The 14,380-nt window shown below is 69.9% G+C and carries 13 protein-coding genes and 1 tRNA gene; 10 read left to right on the top strand and 4 right to left on the bottom strand.

Annotation, left to right across the window (positions count from 1 at the left end; all coding sequences use genetic code 11):
• Window positions 1-4: 4 nt before the first annotated feature.
• From GFD30_RS09520 to GFD30_RS09500, 5 genes are all read left to right on the top strand, one after another.
• On the top strand, window positions 5-376 hold the full coding sequence (locus GFD30_RS09520) for a YccF domain-containing protein (protein ID WP_153024958.1): 372 nt from the start codon (window positions 5-7) through the stop codon (window positions 374-376).
• A 95-nt stretch (window positions 377-471) separates the two neighbouring features.
• Entirely contained in the window at window positions 472-1,149 is a 678-nt protein-coding gene (gene cmk, locus GFD30_RS09515; RefSeq protein WP_322633109.1) for a (d)CMP kinase, read from the top strand.
• Entirely contained in the window at window positions 1,142-2,539 is a 1,398-nt protein-coding gene (gene der, locus GFD30_RS09510; RefSeq protein ID WP_153024957.1) for a ribosome biogenesis GTPase Der, read from the top strand. The genes cmk and der overlap by 8 nt, the downstream gene beginning before the upstream one ends.
• 83 nt (window positions 2,540-2,622) lie before the next feature.
• Window positions 2,623-2,696, top strand: a tRNA-Pro gene (locus GFD30_RS09505).
• A gap of 424 nt (window positions 2,697-3,120) precedes the next feature.
• Window positions 3,121-3,942, top strand: a complete 822-nt coding sequence (locus GFD30_RS09500; protein WP_153024956.1) for an HAD-IIB family hydrolase — start codon at window positions 3,121-3,123, stop codon at window positions 3,940-3,942.
• Between the two features lie 74 nt (window positions 3,943-4,016).
• Here the strand turns inward: GFD30_RS09500 and GFD30_RS09495 are convergent, their stop codons facing one another.
• Window positions 4,017-4,241, bottom strand: a complete 225-nt coding sequence (locus GFD30_RS09495; protein ID WP_153024955.1) for a hypothetical protein — start codon at window positions 4,239-4,241, stop codon at window positions 4,017-4,019.
• Between the two features lie 359 nt (window positions 4,242-4,600).
• Between GFD30_RS09495 and GFD30_RS27870 the strand changes: the two genes are divergently transcribed.
• Both GFD30_RS27870 and GFD30_RS09485 read left to right on the top strand, forming a co-directional pair.
• Window positions 4,601-6,451, top strand: coding sequence for an ABC transporter ATP-binding protein (locus tag GFD30_RS27870; RefSeq protein ID WP_194201907.1), 1,851 nt, complete (start codon window positions 4,601-4,603; stop codon window positions 6,449-6,451).
• On the top strand, window positions 6,448-8,217 hold the full coding sequence (locus GFD30_RS09485; protein WP_153024953.1) for an ABC transporter ATP-binding protein: 1,770 nt from the start codon (window positions 6,448-6,450) through the stop codon (window positions 8,215-8,217). Before GFD30_RS27870 ends, GFD30_RS09485 begins: the two co-directional genes overlap by 4 nt.
• Window positions 8,218-8,282: 65 nt before the next feature.
• On the opposite strand, the gene GFD30_RS09480 is transcribed toward GFD30_RS09485, so the two are convergent.
• Window positions 8,283-8,849, bottom strand: a complete 567-nt coding sequence (locus tag GFD30_RS09480; protein WP_153024952.1) for a hypothetical protein — start codon at window positions 8,847-8,849, stop codon at window positions 8,283-8,285.
• Between the two features lie 432 nt (window positions 8,850-9,281).
• On the opposite strand from GFD30_RS09480, the gene GFD30_RS09475 reads away from it, so the two are divergent.
• The 3 genes from GFD30_RS09475 to GFD30_RS09465 are packed head-to-tail and all read left to right on the top strand — an operon-like array spanning window position 9,282 to window position 11,739.
• Window positions 9,282-9,992, top strand: a complete 711-nt coding sequence (locus GFD30_RS09475) for a response regulator transcription factor (protein WP_322633108.1) — start codon at window positions 9,282-9,284, stop codon at window positions 9,990-9,992.
• Between the two features lie 47 nt (window positions 9,993-10,039).
• Window positions 10,040-11,506 carry a sensor histidine kinase gene (locus GFD30_RS27865; protein ID WP_153025066.1) on the top strand — a complete coding sequence of 489 codons (1,467 nt, stop codon included), beginning with the start codon at window positions 10,040-10,042 and terminating at the stop codon, window positions 11,504-11,506.
• Window positions 11,507-11,562: 56 nt separating this feature from the next.
• Window positions 11,563-11,739, top strand: coding sequence for a hypothetical protein (locus tag GFD30_RS09465; RefSeq protein ID WP_194201906.1), 177 nt, complete (start codon window positions 11,563-11,565; stop codon window positions 11,737-11,739).
• A 182-nt stretch (window positions 11,740-11,921) separates the two neighbouring features.
• On the opposite strand, the gene GFD30_RS09460 is transcribed toward GFD30_RS09465, so the two are convergent.
• Together GFD30_RS09460 and GFD30_RS09455 are read right to left on the bottom strand one after the other, a co-directional pair.
• Entirely contained in the window at window positions 11,922-13,469 is a 1,548-nt protein-coding gene (locus GFD30_RS09460; RefSeq protein WP_322633106.1) for an MDR family MFS transporter, read from the bottom strand.
• Window positions 13,459-14,046 (bottom strand): TetR/AcrR family transcriptional regulator, encoded by a 588-nt coding sequence (locus tag GFD30_RS09455; protein ID WP_322633105.1) that lies wholly within the window; start codon window positions 14,044-14,046, stop codon window positions 13,459-13,461. The genes GFD30_RS09460 and GFD30_RS09455 overlap by 11 nt, the downstream gene beginning before the upstream one ends.
• Window positions 14,047-14,380 lie beyond the last annotated feature (334 nt).

Here is a 14,380-nt window from a genome sequence, read left to right as displayed (position 1 = left end):
CGGCATGAAGACGATTCTGAACATCCTCTGGTTCGTGCTCGCCGGGCTCTGGCTCGCGATCGGCTACTTCGTTGCGGGCCTGGTGTTCTGCATCTTCATCGTGACGATCCCGTTCGGCATCGCGAACATGCGCCTGGCCGGGTACGTCCTGTGGCCGTTCGGGCGGACCGTGGTCCACGACCCGCAGGCCGGCTGCCTGACGCTGATCGCGAACCTCCTGTGGCTCATCCTGTTCGGGTGGGAGCTGGCCCTCGCGCACCTGGTGACCGGTTTCCTCCAGGCCATCACCGTCATCGGCATCCCGCTGGCGGTGGCGAACTGGAAGATGATCCCGCTCGCGCTGTGGCCGCTGGGGGCCCGCGTCGTCGACAGGTAGACAACGGCGGATCCGCGAGCGTTCGCCGTGGATATCGAGCTTGACCCGGGATGATGTAGGTTTGCTGGGTTTGCATTTGAAGAACGGAGCCGACAGTGCCTGAGCAGAAGAACGGACCGGTCGTCGCGATCGACGGCCCGTCCGGGGCCGGGAAGTCGACGGTGTCCAAGACCCTCGCGACCGCGATCGACGCCGCGTACCTCGACACCGGCGCCATGTACCGCGCGGCGACCCTCGCCGTCCTCAAGGCCGGCGTCGACCCCACGCAGACCGCGCAGGTCACCAAGACGGTCAAGAACGCCAAGCTCGAGTTCGGCACCGACCCCGCCGACCCGTTCACCCGCGTCGACGGCGAGGACGCCGACCAGGCGATCCGCGGCGAGGACGTCACGAAGGCCGTCTCGGCCGTGGCCGGGAACAAGACGGTCCGCAAGTTCCTCATCGACGAGCAGCGCCGCATCATCGCCGAGGCGAAGCGGGGCATCGTGGTCGAGGGCCGCGACATCGTCGAGGTGGTGGCCCCCGGCGCCGACGTCAAGGTCTACCTCACCGCGGACCCCGTCGAGCGCGCCAACCGCCGCGCCGCCGAACTCGGCGCGGACGCCCAGGCGACCAAGCAGGACCTCGAGCGGCGCGACACCGCCGACTCGAAGACCACCAAGCCCCTGGAGGCCCCCGAGGGGGCCGTGGTGATCGACTCCACGGCGCTGCCGATCGTGGAGGTAGTGGCCAAGATCCTGGCCTTGCTGAACAACAGGGACATCGATGACTGACGAACCGACCTGGGCCGAAGACTTCGAAGAGGCCGCCTTCGACGGCGACGACGCCGGCGAGCGCGGCGCGGTCCCCACGGTCGCCGTGGTCGGCCGCCCTAACGTGGGCAAGTCGACCCTGGTCAACCGCATCCTGGGCCGCCGCGCCGCGGTCGTCCAGGACGAGCCCGGCGTGACCCGCGACCGCATCGCCTACGACGCGGAGTGGGCCGGGAAGCAGTTCAGCCTGGTCGACACCGGCGGCTGGGACCCGGACGCGGAGGGCATGGCCAAGGCCATCGCCTTCCAGGCCGAGCTCGCGATGCGCACCGCCGACGTGATCGTCTTCGTGGTCGACTCCCGCGTGGGCCCCACCGACGCCGACGAGGCCGCGGTCCGCATCCTGCGCTCGACCCGCAAGCCCGTGATCCTCGTCGCCAACAAGGCCGACTCCGAGCGACAGGAGGCCGAGGTCCACGACCTCTGGAGCCTCGGGCTCGGCGAGCCGTTCCCGATCTCGGCGCTGCACGGCCGCAACTCCGGCGACCTGCTCGACAAGATCATCTGGGCGTTCCCCGAGGAGCCGACCGGGAAGCTCAAGGAGCGAGGCCCTCGCCGCGTCGCCCTCGTCGGCCGCCCGAACGTGGGCAAGTCGAGCCTCCTCAACCGCATCGCCGGCGAACCGCGGGCCGTCGTCGACAACGTCGCCGGCACCACGGTCGACCCGGTCGACTCCCTGGTGGAGATCGACGGCGAGGACTGGATCCTGGTCGACACCGCGGGCCTGCGCAAACGCGTCAAGTTCGCGTCGGGCACCGAGTACTACGCCGCCCTGCGCACCGAGGCCGCCGTCGAGGCCGCCGAGGTCGCCCTCGTCCTCCTGGACGCCAGCGAACCCATCAGCGAGCAGGACCAGCGCGTCCTGACGCAGGTGGTGGAGTCCGGTCGGGCCCTGGTGCTCGCCTTCAACAAGTGGGACCTGGTCGACGAGGACCGGCGCTACTTCCTCGAGAAGGAGATCGACCGCGAGCTCGCACAGGTCTCGTGGGCGCCGCGCGTCAACGTCTCCGCCCTGACGGGCCGCGCCGTGGAGAAGATCGCCCGATCCCTCCGCGTCGCCCTCGAAGGCTGGGGCCAGCGCATCACCACCGGCGAGCTGAACCAGTGGATCAGCACCCTCCAGGCGGCCACGCCCCACCCGACCCGCTCGGGTAAGGCTCCGAAGGTCATCTACGCCACCCAGGCCGCCTCGGAGCCCCCGCGCTTCATCCTCTTCACCAACGCGCCGTTCGACAAGCAGTACCTCAAGTTCATCCAGCGCAAGCTCCGCGAGGACTTCGGCTTCCCCGGCACCCCCATCGAGCTCATAGTCAAACCACGCGAGTCCCGCAAAAAAGACAAACGCAAATAGCCCGCCTCACACGGGGGACCTCGCCTCACCCACCCCCGTGCCCATGAGCTAAAGTTGTCACCGCCGCGGCAACGCGGCAGGAACGGGCTGTGGCGCAGCTTGGTAGCGCACTTGACTGGGGGTCAAGGGGTCGCAGGTTCAAGTCCTGTCAGCCCGACATTTAAGCAGGTCAGAGCTTCAAGCTCTGACCTGCTTTCGTCTGTCTGTACGAATTTCCGTGTTTCGGAGTCCACTTCAAATACCTGGGATCCGAGCCGCTCGAGGGACAATGGAATAGGCAAGACTCCTGCTCACTCCATGGCCAAATTCAATTCGGCGGATCGGACCTGGAAGATTCCGGATTGCCGGACGGGTCCGATCTCGATCCTTGCGGGGCCGGGTTCCGGCCCTGCGGGCACGGTCCCGCGACCGGGCATGAAGAGGAAATACCATCTGGGCGAGATCGAAGGGGTACTTCAGCACCCACCGGCGCCGCGGCCGCCCGTGCTGGAGCACCTGCAGCGCCATTCGTAAGCCATCGATGGCCTGAATGCATTGGCGCGCACCGGGCGACAGCGGCTCCAGGCGGTTAGGCTCCGTGCATGGATGCCGTCCGTGTCATCGCCACCGACCTCGACCGCACGCTGCTCGGGCCCGCCGGGACGTTCACTGAGCGGGCCGCAGCGGCGCTCGCGGCTGCTCGTGCCGCCGGGATCGCCGTCGTCGCAGTGACCGCTCGACCCCACCGGGCGTTCGAAGTCTGGACGTGGGCCGCCGACGCGTTCGACGACGTCATCTGCGCCGGTGGCACGACCGTCTACGACCCGCGCACCCGGCGCGTCACTGTGAACCACACGCTTGCGCCGGCGCGCGCCGCCAGCACCGCCGAGCGACTGCGAGCGGCTATACCCCGCGTCACCTTCGCGGTTGAGACCGGGTACGACATCGTTGCCGAACCCGGGTACACGAAACGCGACTCAGTTCTGGACCGGCGCCGCCGCTGCGACTCCCTCGAGGATTCCCTCGCCGCTGCGGCGTCACCGCTGAAACTGCTGGCGCACGTGGAAGGCGGCCGCGCCGAGGACCTCGTTCAGGCAGCGAGCACACTCGACCTTGACGGTCTTCTCCTCCATCAAGCCGGCAGCCAGGACCAGATCGAGTTCGGGCCTGCCGGTGTCGACAAAGCCACCGGGCTCGCCGCATGGTGCCTCAGCCGCGGTGTCGAAGCCGGCCACGTCGTCGCATTCGGCGACTCGCCTGCGGATGTATCCATGCTCGCGTGGGCGGGCCGCTCATACGCGGTTGCGAACGCGCACCCGGCAGCCGCTGCCGCCGCGACCGACCAGTGCGCGGCGAACACGGACGACGGCGTTGCAACCGTCATCGAAGCGCTCACCGGTGAACCAGCCACCTTGCGGCACTGAAGGTTCCGCCGCCATGAACGCCGGCGAATGGAGACTGATCCTCGACCGCGCCGACCGTGTCGATCCGGCCCGGATCACGAGCGGCCACTTAGAGGGCGCACTTCCACAAGAGCCTTGCCGTCGCCGCGGCCGCGTGCGGTGAGCAGGCCCGTGCCGTTGCAGCACTGGAAGAGATTGACCGGACCGTCCCCGGCTTCCTGGCGTACCGGCCGTGGACAACCGATCTTGCGGCAGACCTCATCGGTCCCGTGCAGGCGCAGCTTCAACGGTGGTGCGGCGGGCGGCTCGGTGAAGTGCATGGTCTATGCGGACCCGCTCCTCATCGGAGCCGCGGCACCGTTTGGAGTTCACTGCCTCTCGGCGCAGCCGGCAACTGGTCGAGCAGACCGCGCAACCTGATCGCGAGCGGCGAGTCAGGGAAGGATCAGCGCAGTTCGGCGTGCCGCGACTGTCCGGTCGGCGGCATCAACGGGCTCAGTGGCGTTTTCGCTTGCGCACGAATCAGAAATCGCTATCATTGACGGCTGTCACCAGCCCCCGACAAGACGCGGTTCTGCCGTCGCATCGAACCGTGGACACGAATCGCTGCGGCAGGTGCCGTGTCTGCGAACGGATGCCCATGCCTCGAAGCATTCCTCCCGATCCCTCCCAAGGCAACGTGTTCACCCGATGGCCGGCGTTCATCGCTGAACGGTGGCGGCTGCTCGGCCTCCTGCGGCTCGCGCCGGGAGCAGCGGCCGCGCTCGCCGCGTGCCTGCTCCTGGTCGCCGTCATACCGAGCATGCTCGCGATCGTCCTCGGCTGGTTCGTGTCGAGCATCGAGACCATGAACGATGGGACCGATTGGGGCGCACTGGCGCTGCCGCTCGCGGCGGTCTCGGCGATGTTCCTCCTCGAGGAGGCCTTCCACGCGGTCTCCGGCCTGGCCCGCACCAAGGCCGGCTCCCGCATCGACCGGGCACTGCGCCGCGAGATCCGGGACCTGTCACTGCGGCGCCTTCCGGTGCCCGGACTCGATGACCCCGACCTCGTGGACGACCTCGTGCGCGCCTGCGACCTCGAACAGAAGTGGGTCCGCACGGCCGGATCAGGATCCACCGGACAGCTGCTCCTGCTGTTCCGTTTCGCCGCCGCCGGGTTCGCCACGGTCCTGCTCTCGGTCGTCCTCTCACCGCTGCTCGCGGTGCCGCTCCTGCTGATCTGCCTGGGCAACCGAGCGCTCCTGCGCCGCCAGTGGATGGCGCTGGTCGCCGAGGGCGACGAGCGCGAGCGTTTCCACCGCCGCACCCAATACTGGACCAGTCTCGGCCGCAGCCCCGAGGCCGCAAAGGACCTGCGCATGTTCGGCCTCGGGCAGTGGCTCGTGGCCCGCCGCACCGCCGCCTACCTCGAATACGTGACTCCGCTGTGGCCGAGCCGCCACCGGGTCATGGTGCAGCAGTGGCCGGTCATCCTCATGACCGCAGCCGTCGCATGCCTCACGCTCCTCGTTCCCGCGCTCGCCATGCGCGCCGGGACGATCGACGCCTCCGGGCTCGTCACCTGCTTTTTCGCCGGCTGGGGCATCTTCGGGATCCTCTTCATGGGCCACGAGGCCTTCGACATCGAGCACGGCACCCTCGCCCTGCGGGCCCTCGAACGCCTCCGCGCCGCCGGCTCAGGAAGCGAGACCGGAACGGACGAGCCGGTCCGCTTCGAAACGGCAATCCGCTGCGACGGCGTCGGCTTCACCTACCCCGGCAAGCACCAGCCCGTCGTCTCCGGACTCGACCTGGACATCAAGGCGGGCGAGGTGGTCGGACTCGTAGGCCGCAACGGCGTCGGCAAGACCACGCTCATCCGACTGCTCGCGGGGCTCTATGCGCCCGATGCCGGGCGCATCACCGTGGACGGCCGCGACCTCGCGGACCTGCCCGCGGCGGCCTGGCACCAACGCGTCTCAGTCACCTTCCAGGACTTCGGACGCTTCCCCGCCTCGATCGCGGACAACATCGCCATCGGCGCGGTCGAGCACGCCGCCGACCGCGACGGCCTCCTCGCCGCCGCGCACACCGCCGGCATCGACCGCTGGCTCGCGGACCTGCCCGACGGCATCGACACCCTGCTCGGACGCGAGTTCGACGACGGCACCGACCTGTCCGGCGGACAGTGGCAGGGCATCGCCATCGCGCGGGCACTCTTCGCCGCCCGGCACGGCCGCGACCTCCTGATCTTCGACGAGCCCACCGCACATCTCGACGCGTACGCCGAAGCCGCTTTCTTCGACCGCGTCACCACCGCGATCGACGACGCGGCGATCATCCTCATCTCGCATCGGCTCGGCACCATCCGGCACGCCGACCGCATCGTCATGCTCGGCCCCCACGGGATCATCGAGCAAGGCGGCCACGACGAACTGATGGCCGGCGGCGGTGAATACGCGCGCTTGTTCTCCCTCCAAGCCTCCCAGTTCGCCGACCTCGAACCCGCCGCCGAAACCGACCCCGACCCGCGAAAGGCGACGGCATGAACGCGATCCTGCAACTCGCCCGCCACACCATCGCGCTCGCCTGGCGTGCCGCACCCCGCATCACCATCGTGGTCGGTGCGCTCGTGGTCCTCGAAGCCTTCGCCGCCGTCTGCATCGCCCTGTCGCAGCGGTGGATCGTCGACAACACCGACACCGGGGCCCTCGCCGCCCTCGTCATCGTCGCCGTCCTCGGCGGACTCGCCTACGCCGTCAACGCCGCCGGCAACCGCATCGTCACCAACCTCTCGCAGACGCTCGCCGAGCACGTCGATCGCACCCTCAACGAAGAGGTCATCGCGATCAGTGCGAACGTGCCCACCCTCGAACACCTCGAACGCCCCGAGTTCCACGACCGAATCACCCTGCTCGGCAAGAGCACGTACGAGCTCGCCCACTCCGGGATCGGACTCGTGCGGGCGGTCTCGGCGACCGTGAGCGTGGTCCTCAGCGTGATCCTGCTGTCCAGCGTCCACATCGCCCTCGGCCTGCTCGTCCTCCTCGCGTTCCCCCCGATCTGGACGAGCATGGTCGCCCAGCGCCACCGCGCCGAAGCGCAGAAACGGGCGGCGGCCGAGGAGCGGCGCGACGAAAGCCTGCACCGACTCGCCGTCGAACCCGAAAGCGCCCAGCAGATCCGGGTCATGGGCGCGGCGGACGTCATCGACTCGTGGGCCGACGAGGCTCGCGCGCGGCATCTGCGCACGCGCGACCGCGGCCTCGCGGTGGCGATCGGATGGGAGCTGGTCGGCTGGGCCGTCTACATGCTCGGGTTCGCGGCGACGCTGGCGCTGGCGGCGGGCATGGTCGGATCCGGTGCGGCGACGCTGGGCAGCTTCGTGCTGGCCGTGACGCTGGCGACGCGGCTGCGCGGGGAGGTACGGCGAACCGTCGAGTCGATCAAGCAGGTCGCGCGCGGTGCGACGGCCGCGGAGCATTTCGTGTGGCTGCGCGAGTACGGAAAGGACCAGGCCGCCGCGGCCGGAACCGTCCAGGTGACCGGGCCAGTCCACCGAATCGAGCTGCGAGGGGCCGGGTTCACCTACCCCGGCGCGCCCGAGCCGGTCCTGCGCGCCATCGATCTGACGCTGCAAGCCGGGCAGACGATCGCGCTCGTGGGCCTCAACGGCGCGGGAAAGACCACGCTCGTCAAGCTGCTCACCGGCATGTACCCGCCGACGGAAGGCGAGGTGCTGCTCGACGGCCGCCCGCTCGAAACGTTCGATGCGGCGTCGTGGCGGCGGCGGACCACAGGTGCGTTCCAGGATTCCTTCCGCCTCAAGACGACCGTGGCCGAAGCGGTCGGCGTCGGGAACCTCGACCATGTGGACGACGCCGAGCGGATCCGGCTGGCGATCGAGGAGACTGGCGTACACGCATTCGTGGACCGGCTACCCGAAGGAACCGAGACACTGCTGGACCGCTCGATGGGCGGGCACGAACTCTCCGGCGGGCAGTGGCAGCGCCTCGCCCTCGCGCGGGCCCATATGCGAACCAGCGCGAATCTGCAGGTGCTCGACGAGCCGACGGCGGCACTCGACCCGCAGGCCGAGCATGAGGTGCATGAGCTGTACGCATCCCGCGCCGCTGATGCGGGCCAGCAGATCACGCTACTGGTGTCGCACCGGTTCTCGACAGTGCGCATGGCGGATCTGATCATCGTGCTCAAGGACGGCGCGATCGTCGAGCGCGGGACGCACGCGGACCTCATGGCGTCCGGTGGCGCCTACGCGGCGCTGTACGAAAGCCAGGCAAGCCAGTACCGATGACCGGAGCCCGACCCGCCTCGAGCCGGCGGGCCCGCGACTGCCTGCGGGCCCGCCCAGCGGCGGAGTCAGGACTCGGTGTCGGTCGCGGCGTCGGGGGCCAGGGCCGCGCACTCCTCCATGGCCGCAGCCACGGTGGGATCGCTCTCGTCAAGGGCGGCAGGGTCGTCGCCGAGCTCGACCCCCCGTTCGGCCAGGCAGTCGCGGTAGGCGGCAAGGTCGTCGGCGCTCGCGCCCCCGCCGCCGGAGGGAAGCTCGCCGGCGCAGGCGTCCTGGGCCGCTTGCCAGTCCTCGTCGCTGACGCCCTCAGGGGCCTCGAAACCGCCGCCGCCGAACCCGCCGGAAGGCATGTCGCTGGGCATGTCCGTCGGCATGTCGGTCGGCATGTCCGAGGGCGCGTTCTCGGGGTCGAAGCCGGGCATCTCGCCGCCGCCGCCGAACCCCTCGGCGAAGTCGTCGGGCAGGTCGATCCCCTGCTCCTCGATGCAGGAGACGTAAGCACTCAGCATGTCGCCACCACCCGACGCCGTGCTCTCATCGGAGGTCTCGTCCGCGGTGTCCTCGCCGCCGCAGGCGGCCAGGGTCAAGGCGGCTGCCGCCAGCGCGGCGGAGAGCAGGACAGTTCGAGAGGTCATCGTGCGCATGTCGGGGAACGATGCACCGTTGAGTTCCGAAACGGCTCGAAATGCGCTCAAGTTCTGCTCACAGCCGGTTCTGAGTCGGCTTTGAGGCGTGTCTGACGCCGCACCGAGCGGCGGGCTCGAGACTGCGCGGCATGCGATTCTCTCCCATGCGCGGCGGACGCGCCAGGTCCCTCCTGCTCGGCTCGGCCGCGGCCGTCTCGCCGGATCCGGGGCCGCGGTCTACTACCTCGCCGACAGCGACCCCGCCCTCGCCTAGCCCTCGACGGCACAGGTCGAGCGCGGCGACCTGACGCTCACCGCCGCTGCGCCCGGAACCGTCCGGCCCGCGCGCGCCCAGCCTGTTCTCAAGGATTCCTGATGTTCCTCGAAGCACCCGCTCGGATCCGCCCGGTACCCCTGAGGGGTCCTGAAGGAGGAGCCCCGGTGAACGATTCGCCCCAGCGCAAGGACCGCATCCTGGTCGTGGACGACGAGGAGAACATCGGCGCGCTCATATCGGCCACGCTGCGCCTGACCGGCTTCGAAGTCGAGGTCGCCAAGGACGCTGCCGAGTGCCTGCGCGCCGCAGAGCAGTTCGGCCCCGACCTGGTGATCCTCGACGTGATGCTGCCGGATGTGGACGGCTTCGAAGTCGCCAAGCGTCTGCGGGCCGAGGGTCGCGAAGTCCCCGTCCTGTTCCTGTCGGCTCGCCATGCGGTGCACGACCGGATCACCGGGCTCGCCGTCGGCGGCGACGACTACGTGACCAAGCCGTTCGACCTCGAAGAAGTCGTGCTGCGCGTGCAGGCGATCCTGCGGCGCGCCAAGACGCCCGCCGCACCCGAGCGGCCGGTCCTGGAGTACGGCGATCTCGAACTCGACGAGGCCGCCCACGAGGTGCGGCGGGCGGGGACGACCATCGAGTTGTCGCCCACCGAGTACCGGCTCCTCCAGTACTTGATGGTCAACGCGGGCACCGTCGTCAGCAAGAACCAGATCCTCGACCGGGTCTGGAACTACGACTTCGGCGGGAGCGGACGCATCGTCGAGTCCTACATCCACACGCTCCGCAAGAAGGTCGACGTGTTCGACCCGCCGTTGATCCAGACCGTGCGGGGGTTCGGATACGCGCTGCGGCTTCCGAGGCCGCAGTAGTGGCGCCGCGCCTGCGGCGGTGGCGGTACTGGACCGTCCGGTCCCGCATGGCCGCCGCCATCGTGGGACTGTGCGCGCTCGCGCTGTCGGCGGCGATCCTCATCGCCACGGCCCTGCTCGAGGACGTGCTCACCGACCGCATCGACGGCCAGCTCCGCGCCGCCGCTGAGATATCGGCGAACGTGGTGCCCCCGGCCGACCTGCCGTCCGGCGCCGTACCGCCCGAGGGGCGCGTGCCGAACGACATGCCCGACAGCCCGCGCATCTACCTGTACGACGACACCGGGACGCTGACGGGCACCTTCGGGCAAGGCGAGGAGAAGGCCGAATTCCCGGCGCTGACGGGTCTGGGCGACCTCGCCGAGCGCGCCGGTTCCGACAGCCCGTACACCGCCGAGGACGTCGACGGCAACTCCTGGCGCGTCCTCGTCCAGGCCAGCGAGGACGGCTATGCGGTGCTCGCGTTGTCGGCCGAGACCGTCGAGGCGGCCACGGAGAACCTGCTCCTCATCGGCGGCGGGGTGGTGCTCGCCATGCTCGCGCTGCTCGCGTTGTGCGCGTTCTGGGTCGTCCGGATCGGATTGCGGCCGCTGGACCGCATGGAGTCCACGGCTGCGGCGATCGCCGCCGGGCGGCTCGACGAGCGTGTCGGCGACACCGATCCGCATACCGAGACCGGGCGCCTGGGTGCGGCCCTGAACACGATGCTCGCGCGGATCCAGGCGGCGTTGGACGACCGGGCGGCCTCGGAGGCGAAACTGCGGCAGTTCCTGGCCGACGCCTCGCACGAGCTGCGCAGCCCGCTCACGTCGATCCAGGGGTTCGCGCAGCTCTACCGGCGCGGCGGTGCGCCGCCCGGGCCGGTGCTCGACGAGACCATCGGCCGCATCGAGGCCGAATCGCGGCGGATGGGGCTGCTGCTGGACGACCTCATGCTGCTGGCGGCCATCGACCGCAAACGGCCGATGCAGCAGCGACCGGTCGACCTGCTCGGGGTGTGCGCCGACGTGGTCGGCGACGCCCATGTGCGCGAACCCGGCCGGTTCGTCTCCTTGGAGCCGCTCAGCGGCGGCGACGACGAGTTCCTCGACGCGGTCGCGGTGATCGGCGACGAGCCGCGGCTGCGCCAGGTCGTCACGAACCTCGTGGTGAACGCGCTGCGGCACACGCCGCCCGAGGCGACGATCGCGGTGCGGCTGGGTTGGAGCTACCGGCTCGGGCCGCGGCCTCTGGCGCAGATCGGGGAGCCGCCGCCGGTCCCGGTCGCGGTGGTCGAAGTCGCCGACACCGGGCCGGGCATCCCGCCCGAGCACGCCGAGGCCGTCTTCGAGCGGCTGTACCGGATCGATCCGGGCCGCGCCCGCAGGGCGGGTCCGGACGAGGGCGGGTCCGGGCTGGGGCTGTCGATCGTGGCCGCGATCGTCTCCGGCCACGGCGGCTGCGTCCAATTGTCGCCGACGCCCGGCGGGGGCGCGACGTTCCGGGTGCTCCTGCCCAGCGGCGATCGACTCTGAGGCGACTATGAGCTGGATGGGGAGCCGTGTCGAGCTGCGGCCGACAGCATCCTCTCATGCGAACGCCATCACCATCCTTATTGGTCAACAGCGGCCTCGCGCTGCTGCCGGCCGCCGGCACCGTCATCGCCGTCAACGGCACCCTCGGCCGGAGCACGGCCGGCTCCGGCGGGGCCGCGCAGGGCGCCGAGAATCCCTCGATTTGGCCGACCTGGCCGAAGGAGATCAGGTGACCGTCACCGGGGAAACCGGCGACGACGGATCGGTCACCGCCGAGGAGCTCACGCGCCGAACCGAATGACCGCACTCCCCCTCCGGAGAGGCGCCCAGGTCTCCTGCAGTCGGACCTGGGCGCCTCAGCGTGCATTGCCGTGCCCGCCCAGCGCCGCTCGCGCGCGGCAGGCGCCGGCGAGCGTCACCTCCGCGCTGGGACGGGTTCCTCGTCCTGGAGCCGTCGGTGGGGCAGGAACACCGCCAGGACCAGGCCGATCGCGATGACGGGGACCAGCGCGGCGAAGACCGGCAGGAGCGAGTCGGCGTAGGCGTCGATGACCTGGTCGCGCGCCGCTTCGGGGAGCGATCGCACGATTGCGGGGGTGATCGACTCGGGGCCGGCGCCGCCGAGGGCGCCGGCCCCGGCGGCGCCCTCGAGCGCGTCGGTGAGGCGGCCGGCGAAGACCGCGCCGACGATCGCCACGCCCACGGTCGCCCCGATCTCGCGGAAGAAGTTGTTCGAGGAGGTGACGGTGCCGACCTCGTTGCGAGGGAAGGCGTTCTGCACGGCCAGCACCAGGTTCTGCATGACCAGGCCCATGCCCGCGCCGAGCGCCGCGAGGTAGAGGCACACCAGCGCCACCGGCGTGGACACCGTGAGCGTCGACAACAACCACACGCCGGCCGGGATGACCGCCATCCCGGCGATGACGAAGCCCTTGTACCGGCCGATCCTGCCCACCAGGTGCCCTGAGGCGATCGCGGTGAGCATCATTCCTGCGACCATCGGGATGAGCAGCAGGCCCGACTCGGTCGCCGAATAGCCGTAGACCATCTGGAGGTAGGTCGGCATGTAGCTGATGACGGCGAACATGCCCAGGCCGATCGCGATCATCCCGATGAGCGTCGCGATGCTGAAGACCGGGTTGCGCAGCACCCGCAGCGGGATGAGCGGCTCCTTCGATCGGTGCTCCACCACTGCGAACAGGACCGAGGCCGCCGCGGTGAGGGCGATGAGCCACAGGATCGTCGGCGAGGTCCAGTCGTACTCGCTGCCTCCCCAGGTGCACACCAGGATCAGCGCGGTCACGGCCACGGCCATGAGCGCGGCCCCGAGGTAGTCGAACCTGACCGTCGCCTTCCGGTGGGGGAGTTTGATCGCGTAGTAGCTGACCGCGAACGCCGCGACCCCGAGCGGCAGGTTGATCCAGAACGCCCACCGCCAGGTGGTGTGGTCGGTGATCCAGCCGCCGAGCAGCGGCCCGGCGACGGCGGCGAGGCCGAACACGGCGCCCATGGGCCCCATGAACTTCGCGCGCTGGCGCACCGGCACGAGGTCGGCGATGATCGCCTGCGAGACGATCATGAGTCCGCCGCCGCCCAGGCCCTGGAGGGCGCGGAAGACGATGAGCTGCGGCATGTCCTGCGCGAAGCCGGTCAGGGCCGAACCAAGCACGAAGATCGCCAGCGCGGTCAGGAACAGCTTTCGGCGTCCGATGAGGTCGCCGAGCTTGCCGTAGATCGGCATGCCGATGGTGGCCGCGAGAATGTACGCGGTGGTCACCCACGCCATGTGGCTGAGGCCCTCGAGTTCGCCGACGATCGTCGGCAGTGCGGTGGAGACGATGGTCTGATCCAGCGCGGACAGCAGCATCGTGACCATCAGGGCCGCGTAGATCCACCCGAAGTGCGGCGGGAGCGTGAACCCGGTGCGTTCACGGGGTTCGTCGACGACGGATTCAGCGGTCACGGATCGGCGCTCCAAGGGCGGGAAGGATGACGGTGTCGACGAAGCGCACGAGGTAGTCCTCACCGGCGGGAAGGCCGGTGACCATGCGGCGGGCCAGGGTGGCGGCCATGAGCAGCTCGGGGACGAACTCTCGGGCGGGTGCGGGCGCGGGGATCTCGCCGCGGGCGATCGCGCGGTCGATGAGCCGGTGCGCGGCCTCGGCCATCGGGTGGCCGAGCACCTCGGCCATCGCCTCGGCCAGGTCGCGATCGGTTCTGGCGGCGTGGCCCATCCCGGTCATGAGCGCCTCGTCCTCTTCGGCGACGGCGCTCATCCGGCGGGCGCCTTCGATGAAGTCGCCGCGCAGGCTGCCGGTGTCGATGTCGCTCAACGGCGGCGGCCGGTGGTGGCGGAGGGCCTCGACGACCAGGCGGGGCTTCCCGCCCCAGCGGCGGTAGAGGGTGGCGGTGCTCGAATGCGCCTGGGAGGCGACCTGCTGCAGGTTGAGCTTCTCGTAGCCGTGCTCGCTCACCAGGCGGATCACTGCGGCGAAGATCGCGGCCTCCCGCTCGGCGGGGAGGCGGGACCGTACTTCCACCGACCACTCCTTCCATCGAAACAAAAACGTTTCGTTTCGATGTTAGCGAGTGTCGCCGACCGCCGCCACCTTCAGGATGTCGCCCCGCCCACGCGGCGCGAAGCCGTTGCCGACGGCTTCCGGACCGCGCGGCGGGCACGGAGGCGGGGCCCGGAGCATCCCCATGTCCGGGCCCCGCCGTTGGATCATCCAGTCGCGCCGTCTAGCTGTGATGTTCAGGGACGTTGTTCCGTGGTTGTAGCGGATTCGTCTGACAGGTGAAGGCCTCCGGTTGTGAAGTGGAGCTGCTGAATGCACTGCTTCACGACCTGGAGGCCTTCATGTCCCACGCTAA

The sequence above is a fragment of the Glycomyces albidus genome (assembly GCF_009451885.1).
In the GTDB taxonomy this organism is placed as follows: Bacteria; Actinomycetota; Actinomycetes; order Mycobacteriales; family Micromonosporaceae; genus Glycomyces; species Glycomyces albidus.
This window is presented reverse-complemented; position numbering and strand designations above follow the sequence as displayed.

What these genes read in the sequence shown, in the direction of transcription:
- GFD30_RS09520 (WP_153024958.1), top strand. Translation starts at nt 5, where the DNA reads ATGAAGACGATTCTGAACATCCTCTGGTTCGTGCTCGCCGGGCTCTGG.
- der (WP_153024957.1), top strand. Translation starts at nt 1,142, where the DNA reads ATGACTGACGAACCGACCTGGGCCGAAGACTTCGAAGAGGCCGCCTTC.
- GFD30_RS09500 (WP_153024956.1), top strand. Translation starts at nt 3,121, where the DNA reads ATGGATGCCGTCCGTGTCATCGCCACCGACCTCGACCGCACGCTGCTC.
- GFD30_RS09495 (WP_153024955.1), bottom strand. Translation starts at nt 4,241, where the DNA reads ATGCACTTCACCGAGCCGCCCGCCGCACCACCGTTGAAGCTGCGCCTG.
- GFD30_RS09485 (WP_153024953.1), top strand. Translation starts at nt 6,448, where the DNA reads ATGAACGCGATCCTGCAACTCGCCCGCCACACCATCGCGCTCGCCTGG.
- GFD30_RS09480 (WP_153024952.1), bottom strand. Translation starts at nt 8,849, where the DNA reads ATGACCTCTCGAACTGTCCTGCTCTCCGCCGCGCTGGCGGCAGCCGCC.
- GFD30_RS27865 (WP_153025066.1), top strand. Translation starts at nt 10,040, where the DNA reads ATGGCCGCCGCCATCGTGGGACTGTGCGCGCTCGCGCTGTCGGCGGCG.
- GFD30_RS09465 (WP_194201906.1), top strand. Translation starts at nt 11,563, where the DNA reads ATGCGAACGCCATCACCATCCTTATTGGTCAACAGCGGCCTCGCGCTG.